Genomic DNA, 8,429 nt, shown 5'->3' on the forward strand with positions numbered 1-8,429 from the left:
GGAAGGGCCGAGGCAGACGACCCACAGCGGTCGGTGCCCCACATTAGGGAAGCTCGGGGCGGTAATCAAGGCGAGCGCGGTAACCATCACTGTCGGGCAACCGCTTGCACACCAAGGGTACCGGCCCATCAACCAACGATAGCGGTCAATACATCGTCGAGAGTGACCACACCGAGAGGTCGACGCCCGTCGCTGACCAGCACCATGTGCCGCCGTTCCCGACGCATGGCCAGCAGCAGATCGGCCAGCGTACGCTCCGGCGGCACCACCGCCAGCGGCCGATAGACGTCGGCCGGAACCGGGGCCCGGCGACCCTGCCCGGCGTACCCGAGCACGTCCTTGACGTGCACAAAGCCGAGCACCCGACGGGTCGACCGCTGCACCACCGGAAACCGGGACCGGCCGGTCCGGGTCGCCAGCACCTCCAGCGACGCCGGCGAGACGTCCTCGGCCACCGTCACCACCGTCGACCACGGTTGCAGCGCGTCCGCCGCCGTCCGGGCGTGCAGGGCCAGCGCGCCGGTGATCCGGGCGTGCTGTTCCGCGTCGAGCAAACCCTCGGTCCGCGCCTGGGAGACCAACCCGGCCAATTCCTCGGCGGTGAACACCGTCTTGACCGCCTCGGACGCCTCGATCCGCCAGAACGCGAGCACCCGCCGGGCCGCCCATTTCATCGCGAGCAACAGCGGTTTGGTGGCCACACAGAACGCCAGCATCGCCGGGCCGAGCCAGAGGGCGGAGACCTCCGGACCAGCCAGCGTGATGTTCTTCGGCACCATTTCGCCGACGACCGTGTGCAGGAAGACCACCACGCCCAGGGCAAGCACGAACGCCACCGGGTGCACCGCCCGCTCCGGCAGCCCGGCCGCGTGGAACGGCGGCTCCAGCAGGTGCGCCAACGCCGGTTCGGCGATCGCGCCCAGACCCAACGAGCAGACCGTGATGCCGAGCTGAGCGCCAGCGATCATCAACGGAATCTGGTTCATCGCCGACAGCGCCCAGCGGGCCCGTTTCGACCCGGCGGCCAGCGGCTCGATCACCGTCCGGCGGGACGCGATGAGTGCGAACTCGCTGCCCACGAAGAACCCGTTGCCGAGCAACAGCAGCACGGTCACCAGCAGCTCAGTCATCGTCGTCCGGATCCGCCGGGCGCACCACCCGGACCTGCTCGATCCGGTGCCGCTCCACCTCCACCACTGTGAACTCCCAGCCGTCCGCCTCGACCGTCTCGCCGGCGAGCGGGATGTGCCCGAGCCGGGCCATCAGGAACCCGGCCAGCGTCTCGTACGGCCCCTCGGGGAGCCGGAACCCGGTCTGCTCGGCCACCTCGTCGGAGCGCAGCACCCCGTCGACCAGCACGGTGCGCTCACCGCCCGGCACGGTCAGCTCGACCGACGCGTCGTCGTCCACGCTCGCCGGGTCGAACTCGTCGGCGATCTCCCCGACCAACTCCTCGACGAGGTCCTCGACGGTCACCACGCCGTCCGTGCCGCCGTACTCGTCGACCACGATGGCCAGGTCGGCCCCGGCCGCCTTGAGCGCTGCCAGCACACCGTCCAGGTTCAGGCTCTCCGGCACGTACACCGGCTCGCGGGCCACCGAGCCGACAGTCGTCGACGCCCGCTGGGCCAGCGGCACACCCAGCGCGTCGGGCACGCCGGCCACCCCGGTCACCAGGTCCAGGGTCTCCTCGTACACGGGGAACCGGGTCCGCCCGGTCCGCCGCGACTCCTCCAGCAGCTCGGCCACTGTGGCCGTGACGCGCAGCGCGACCACGTCCACGCGGGGGGTCATCGCCTCCGCCGCCCGTTTGTCACCGAAGCGGATGGTGCGACGCAGCAGCATCGCGGTGTCCGTGGGCAGCGCGCCGGCCCGCGCCGAAATGCCCGCCAGCAGGCCCAGCTCCTCGGGTGAGCGGGCGCTGGCCAACTCCTCCTGCGGCTCCACGCCGAGCGCCCGGACCAGTCGGTTCGCCGAGCCGTTCAGCCCTCGGATCACCCAGCCGAACGTCCGGGAGAAGGCGTGCATCGGGCCGGCCGTGGCCAGCGCCGCCGGCATGGGCCGGGCCAGCGCCGCGTTCTTCGGCACCAACTCGCCGAAGAGCATGGAGATCAGCGTGGCCAGGGCCAACGCGAGGAACGGGGTGAGCCGCTCGGTGTTGTGTCCGGCCAGCGGGCGCAGCAACGGGCCGAAGAGGCGGGCCAGGGCCGGCTCGGCCAGGTAGCCGGTGAGCAGCGCGGTGATGGTGATGCCGAGCTGCGCCCCGGAGAGCTGGAAGGAGAGCTCGCGCAGCGCCGCGCGTACCGTCAGGGCGGCCTCGTCGCCCGCGGCGGCCCGCCTGTCGATCTCCGCACGGTCGACCGTGACCAGGGCGAACTCGGCCGCGACGAAGAACGCGTTGCCCGCGGTCAGCGCTACGAAACCGACCAGGGGCAACAGCGTCGTCAAGAGTAGGCCGTCGATATTCAGAACCCAGGGGTACGCGTCTCAGCCGCCGATCGGAGCCGTCTCCTTGCCGCCCTGCGGCTGCTCGGGCTTGACCGAACGGAGCAGCACGCTCGCCACGTCGATCACCTCGACCTGCTCGCCGGCGCCCTTGCCGTTGACCCCGTCGTTGAGCATGGTCGAGCAGAACGGGCAGCCGACCGCGACCGTCTTCGCCCCGGTGGCCATGGCCTCCTCGACCCGGTCCACGTTGATCCGCTTACCGATCTTCTCTTCCATCCACATCCGGGCGCCGCCAGCGCCGCAGCAGAAGGAACGCTCGCTGTTGCGCGGCATCTCGGTCAGCTCACCCGCGATGGCGTCACCGAGGACCTCACGGGGGGCCGCGAAGATCCGGTTGTGTCGACCCAGGTAGCAGGGGTCGTGGTAGGTGACGCCCCCGTCGACCGGCTGCACCGGGGTGAGCTTGCCGGTGGCGACCAGGTGCGCGAGCAGTTGGGTGTGGTGGACCACCTCGAACTCGCCGCCGAGCTGGCCGTACTCGTTGCCCAGGGTGTTGAAGCAGTGCGGGCAGGTCGCGACGATCTTGCGCTTGGCCTTCTCCCGGCCCTCGAACGCCTCGTTCAGCGTCTCCACGTTCTGCTGGGCGAGCATCTGGAAGACGAACTCGTTACCGATCCGTCGCGCCGGGTCGCCGGAGCAGGTCTCGCCCTCGCCCAGGATCGCGAACTTCACGCCCGCCTCGTTGAGCAGCGTGGCCACCGCCCGGGTGGTCTTCTTGGCCCGGTCCTCGAACGCGCCGGCGCAGCCGACCCAGAACAGGTACTCGAAGTCGTCCACCTCGCCGACCCGGGGCACCTCGAAGTCCAGGCCCTTGGTCCAGTCTTCGCGGGTGTTCTGCGGGGCACCCCACGGGTTGCCCTTGTTCTCCAGGTTGCGCAGCATCACCCCGGCCTCGGAGGGGAAGCTGGACTCGATCAGCACCTGGTAGCGGCGCATGTCGACGATGTGGTCCACGTGCTCGATGTCCACCGGGCACTGCTCGACACAGGCACCGCAGGTGGTGCAGGACCAGAGCACGTCCGGGTCGATGACACCGCCCTCCTCGGCGGTGCCGATCAACGGCTTGTCGGCCTCGGCGAGGGCCAGCACGTCCAGGTGGGCAAGCTGCGCCTGGGTGGCCTTCTCCTCGCCGGTCAGGTCCTTCCCACCGCCGGCCAGCAGGTACGGCGCCTTCGCGTACGCGTGGTCGCGCAGGCTCAGCACGAGCAGCTTCGGCGACAAGGGCTTGCCGGTGTTCCAGGCCGGGCACTGCGACTGGCAGCGACCGCATTCGGTGCAGGTGCTGAAGTCGAGGAGGCCCTTCCAGCTGAACTGCTCGACGTGGGCGACGCCGAACTGGTCCTTCTCCGGGTCGGCCTCCTCGAAGTCGAGCGGCTTGCCCTGGCTCGTCATCGGGCGCAGCGCGCCGAGACCGGAACCGGCCGGCTTGGCGGGCTCCCGCTTGAAGAAGATGTTGGGGAACGCCAGGAAGCGGTGCCAGGCGACGCCCATGGTGACGTTCAGGGAGATGACGATCAGCCAGGTCATCGAGATGACGATCTTGATGAGCGCGACGACGCTCGCCCCGTCCGACCAGTCGGGCAGCACCGCGCCGACCGCGTGGCTGACCGGAGTGGCCCAGAGCGGGTACTCGAAGTGGTCGGTGGCGACCTTGAAGCCGCGGATCAGCAGGCCGAAGATCAGGACCAGCAGCACGATCCACTCGACGAAGTAGCCCTGCCACATGGTCGAACCGGTGAACCGGGACCGCCCGCCCGGCCGGGTCGGCCGGTTGCGCAACCGGATCACCATCAGCACCAGAATGCCGATCAGGCTCAGCACGGTGATGATCTCGGTGGCCAGGCCGAAGATCGTCCAGTGCCCGATGATCGGCAGCCCGCCGGTCGGGGTGACCACCTCGAAGTACGCCTCGAGCACCAGCAGCGACAGAACGACGAAGCCGACCATCACGAACCAGTGCGCGGCGCCCACCACGCCCCACTTGAGCATCCGGGTGTGGCCGGCCGTCTCCACCAGCATCGTCCTGGCGCGGGTGACCTTGTCGGAGAACCGCTCCGGCGCGGGTTGCCCGAGCCGGATGACTGCCACCATCTTCAGGACCGCACGCACCGCAAGCCACACCGCAACGGCGGTGATGGCGGCCGCGAGGATCGTGGTGACGATCTGGACGCTGCCCATCGAGTTGGCCTCCCCGGTCTGCTGCCTGATGACCTCGCTCTGCTCGGTCATGCAGTGCAGCCTACGCGAAGGTTACCCAGCAGTAACGTGAGTCATCTCGCAGTAGGCCGCGCTGCCTGCGCACACCATAGGGGGCCCCACCCGAACCTGCCGGGCAGGGGCTCGACGGGGTGACGTGAGACCGCCGACGACGGCCTGACAGATCAGCGCCAGCGGGAGAGCAACCCCAGCGAGGCAACCATCGCGCCGAACCCGACGGCGAGGTTCCAGTAACCCCACGCCATGACCGGGTACTCCTGCTCGGACAGGTAGTAGAGCACCAGCCAGCCGATCCCGACGACGATCAAGGCGACCGCGGTGATCGGCAACCACACCGGGCTAGGCTTGCGCGACGACGCCGTCGTCGTCGGACGGACGTCCGTCGGCGGGGTGTACACCTTCTTCTTACGGACCTGAGACTTGGGCACGGCGCTCTCCAGAGGGGTGACGACCTCGTCCGGCCTGACAACCGGGCGCGAGGGCGACGGTCCATGGCCAATAATGTTCGAGAGCTAGCGTAGTCCCGATCGGCCGCCCGGACCACGAATGGGGTCAGGCCGGTGCACGGAGTGACCGAAAGAGGCGGGACTGTTCGCATCACCGGCCCGGCCGGCACGGACCGATCCCCGACACGCGGAAGGAACGCTCGGTGGAGTACACATCCGGCGCAACCTCCTGGCAGAAGGTCCTCCGACGGGCCGCCGCCGGGCTGCTGCCCCGGCGACCGCGTCAACGCCGTCCGGGCTGGTCGATCGGGGTGCCCCTGATCGCCGCGGCGGCCGGGTTGCTCTTCACCACCACCGCGACCACCGCAGACGGCACCGCTCTCCGGGAGGACCGGCGACCCCAGCTCAACCAGCTCATCGAGGACCGGCGCGAGCAGGTGGCAGCCAGCGAACGCCGAGCCGCCACGCTGCGCGGCGAAGTCGAGCAACGGACCAACACACTGGCCGGCTCGGACGCCCCGATCAAGGAACAGCAGAATCGCGCCCAGGGCAGCCTCCAGAACGCCGGGTTCACCGCCCTGGGTGGGCCCGGGGTCACTGTCGAGCTGAACGACGCCCCACAGCTTGAGCAGACACAGTCGGACGCCACCAACGACGACCTGGTGGTGCATCAGGGAGACGTACAGGCGGTGGTCAACGCGCTCTGGGCCGGCGGAGCCGAGGCCATGTCAATCATGAACGTCCGCGTGCTCACCACCAGCGCGGTACGCTGCGTCGGTAACACCCTGCTACTTCACGGCCGGGTGTACTCCCCACCGTTCAAGATCGTAGCAATCGGCGATCCCGCTGCCCTCCAGCAGGCCCTCGCCAGCTCTCAGGGAGTCCGGTTGTTCAAGGACGCGGTCGACGACTACCAGCTCGGCTACAACGAGACAGTCTCCACGGTGCGAGTTCCCGCATTCGAGGATTCCACCGCCTTACGTTCGGCGACGGTGCCCAGATGAGCGGGCCGGACGAGCGTCGCGACGGGCGACACCGGGACCAGACCGACGAGCCGACCGCCTTCCTGCCCAAGCTCGACCGGCCCCAGCCGGCGCCCGACCGACCTGCCGGTAACCGGTCTCCTGCCGGCCGATCCCGGCGCGCCCGACCCTCGCGCGGCCGACCCCGGCGCTTCCGGGGCTCTGCTGACGGCCGGGCCGGGTGGCCGGGGCCCGCTGGAGCCCTGGCCGGACACTGTCAACTGGCAGCCGATCTCCACCGACCTGATCTGGGTGGAGTTGATCCGGCTGGCGGTGGTGGTCGCCATCGGGCTGGTGGTGACGGCGGTCGGCTGGGCCTTCAGCGGTTACTGGCTGTTCGGGCTCGCCGTCGCCGTCGTGCTGGTGCTCGGCGTGTGGCGGGCCGTCGCGATCGTCCGCGCGGTGCGGGCCTGGGGGTACGCCGAACGGGAGAACGACCTGCTGGTCCGGCACGGGCTGCTGGTCCGCCGGCTCTCCATCGTGCCGTATTCGCGGATGCAGTTCGTCGACGTGAGCGCCGGGCCGTTGGAGCGCGCCTTCGACCTGGCCACTGTGCAGTTGCACACCGCGGCGGCGGCCAGCGACGCCCGGGTGCCCGGGTTGCGGCCGGCGGAGGCGTCCCGGCTGCGCGATCGACTCACCGCGCTCGGCGAGGACCGGGCGGAGGGGCTGTGAGCACCCGCGCGGGCAACCGTCGAGCGCGCCGGGGGCCGCGCCGATGAGCGACAGGCCCGCCGAGCCGAGCACCGTGCCACCCACCGGTCCCACGCCCCCGGGGCCGGTGCTGCCCGCCGGCGCAACACCTGGTGGCCCGCCACCCGCCAGCGCGGCACCTGGCGGCCCGCCACCCGCTGGTGCGGCAGCGCCTGGGTCGACGCCGCCGGGGGCGCCCGCGCCGTGGCCGGCACCACCGGGCGGTGGCGAGGGCGAGCCCCGGCAGCGACTGCATCCCCTCAGCCCGGTTCTGCACGGTGCAAAGTCCCTGGTCGTGGTGATCGCCGGGCTGTCCTGGTCGACGCTGTCCCGGGTGGGCTTCGGCTGGTTCGCCGTCACGGTGGCGGTGTTGGCGCTCGGCGCGACAGTGCTGTCGGTGATCAGCTGGTACAACACCGGCTACCACGTGGTGGGTCGGGAGCTTCGGGTGTACGAAGGGCTGCTCTGGCGGCGTACCCGGGCCATCCCGTTGGAACGGTTGCAGGCCGTGGAGGTGGTCCGGCCGCTGCTCGCTCAGCTCACCGGCCTGGCCGAGCTGCGCCTGGAGGTGGTCGGCGGAGGCAAGACCGAGGCGCCATTGGCGTACCTCGGGGTGGCCGACGCGGCAGTGCTGCGTGAGCGTCTGCTGGCGCTGGCCGGGCGGGTGGCGCAGCTGCCCGCGCCCGGCGACGCGACGGCCCCGGTCGCCCCGGGTGCGACGGCGCCGCCGGCGGCCGTGCCGGGCCGGCCACTGCACGCGGTACGCAACCAGACCCTGCTGATCAGCCAACTGCTCACCCCGCAGGCGTTCCTGCTCCCGTTCGGTGTGGCCTTCGTCGTGGTGCAGTTCCTCACCGCCGGGTCATGGTCGTTCGTCGCGGTGGCGAGCACCCTGACCGCGATGGCGGGTGTACTGCTGCAACCGATCCGCCGGGTGCTCGACGACTGGAACTTCCGGCTGGCCCGCGACGGCGGCACGCTGCGGGTGCACAACGGCCTGTTGGAGACGCGGGCGCAGACCGTGCCGCTGGAACGGGTGCAGACCGTGCGGGCCACCTGGCCATTGCTGTGGCGGGTGAAGGGCTGGCTACGGCTACGGCTGGAGGTGGCCGGTTACTCCGTCGCGGAGGCCGACGACCGCAACCGGCCCGACCGGCTGCTGCCGGTCGGCGACCTGCCGACGGCGACGATGATCGTCGGCGAGGTGCTGCCCGGGGTACGCCTCGACGCGCTCCCGCTGAGCCCGCCACCGCTCCGGACCCGTTGGCTGCACCCGCTGGGCCGTGCCGCATTCGGCGCGGGGCTGTTCGAGCGGGTGTTCGCCACCCGGTCGGGGCGGCTCACCCGGCAGTTGGTGCTCGTGCCGTACGCCCGGATCCAGAGCGTGCGAGTGGTGCAGGGGCCCATTCAGCGCCGGCTGGGCCTGGCCTCCGTACACGCGGACACCGCTGGCGGCTCCGGCGCGACCGCCCAGGACCGCGACCTGGCAGAGGCCTGGGCCCTGGCAGCCGACCTGACCGCACGAGCCCACCAAGCCCGCACC

The 8,429-nt window shown here is 70.9% G+C and carries 7 protein-coding genes; 3 read left to right on the forward strand and 4 right to left on the reverse strand.

Annotated features, from left to right (window positions below):
- Nucleotides 1–128 precede the first annotated feature (128 nt).
- The 4 genes from DLJ59_RS24520 to DLJ59_RS24535 form a co-directional block, all read right to left on the reverse strand.
- Nucleotides 129–1,130, reverse strand: coding sequence for a hemolysin family protein (locus DLJ59_RS24520; RefSeq protein ID WP_124774960.1), 1,002 nt, complete (start codon nt 1,128–1,130; stop codon nt 129–131).
- Nucleotides 1,123–2,448, reverse strand: a complete 1,326-nt coding sequence (locus DLJ59_RS24525; protein WP_244236204.1) for a hemolysin family protein — start codon at nt 2,446–2,448, stop codon at nt 1,123–1,125. The genes DLJ59_RS24520 and DLJ59_RS24525 overlap by 8 nt, the downstream gene beginning before the upstream one ends.
- Nucleotides 2,449–2,487: 39 nt before the next feature.
- The gene (locus tag DLJ59_RS24530; protein ID WP_124774967.1) at nt 2,488–4,686 is read right to left on the reverse strand and encodes a (Fe-S)-binding protein; all 2,199 of its coding nucleotides are present in this window, start codon (nt 4,684–4,686) and stop codon (nt 2,488–2,490) included.
- A gap of 203 nt (nt 4,687–4,889) precedes the next feature.
- Nucleotides 4,890–5,153, reverse strand: a complete 264-nt coding sequence (locus tag DLJ59_RS24535) for a cell division protein CrgA (RefSeq protein ID WP_124774961.1) — start codon at nt 5,151–5,153, stop codon at nt 4,890–4,892.
- A 221-nt stretch (nt 5,154–5,374) separates the two neighbouring features.
- Between DLJ59_RS24535 and DLJ59_RS24540 the strand changes: the two genes are divergently transcribed.
- From DLJ59_RS24540 to DLJ59_RS24550, 3 genes are all read left to right on the forward strand, one after another.
- Entirely contained in the window at nt 5,375–6,175 is an 801-nt protein-coding gene (locus DLJ59_RS24540; RefSeq protein ID WP_124774962.1) for a DUF881 domain-containing protein, read from the forward strand.
- A 120-nt stretch (nt 6,176–6,295) separates the two neighbouring features.
- Nucleotides 6,296–6,868 (forward strand): PH domain-containing protein, encoded by a 573-nt coding sequence (locus DLJ59_RS24545; protein ID WP_425271455.1) that lies wholly within the window; start codon nt 6,296–6,298, stop codon nt 6,866–6,868.
- A gap of 43 nt (nt 6,869–6,911) precedes the next feature.
- A partial coding sequence (locus DLJ59_RS24550) for a PH domain-containing protein (protein ID WP_124774964.1) occupies nt 6,912–8,429 on the forward strand: 1,518 nt, incomplete at its 3' end.

The organism is Micromonospora inaquosa, assembly GCF_003857055.1.
GTDB classification, from domain to species: domain Bacteria; phylum Actinomycetota; class Actinomycetes; order Mycobacteriales; family Micromonosporaceae; genus Micromonospora; species Micromonospora inaquosa.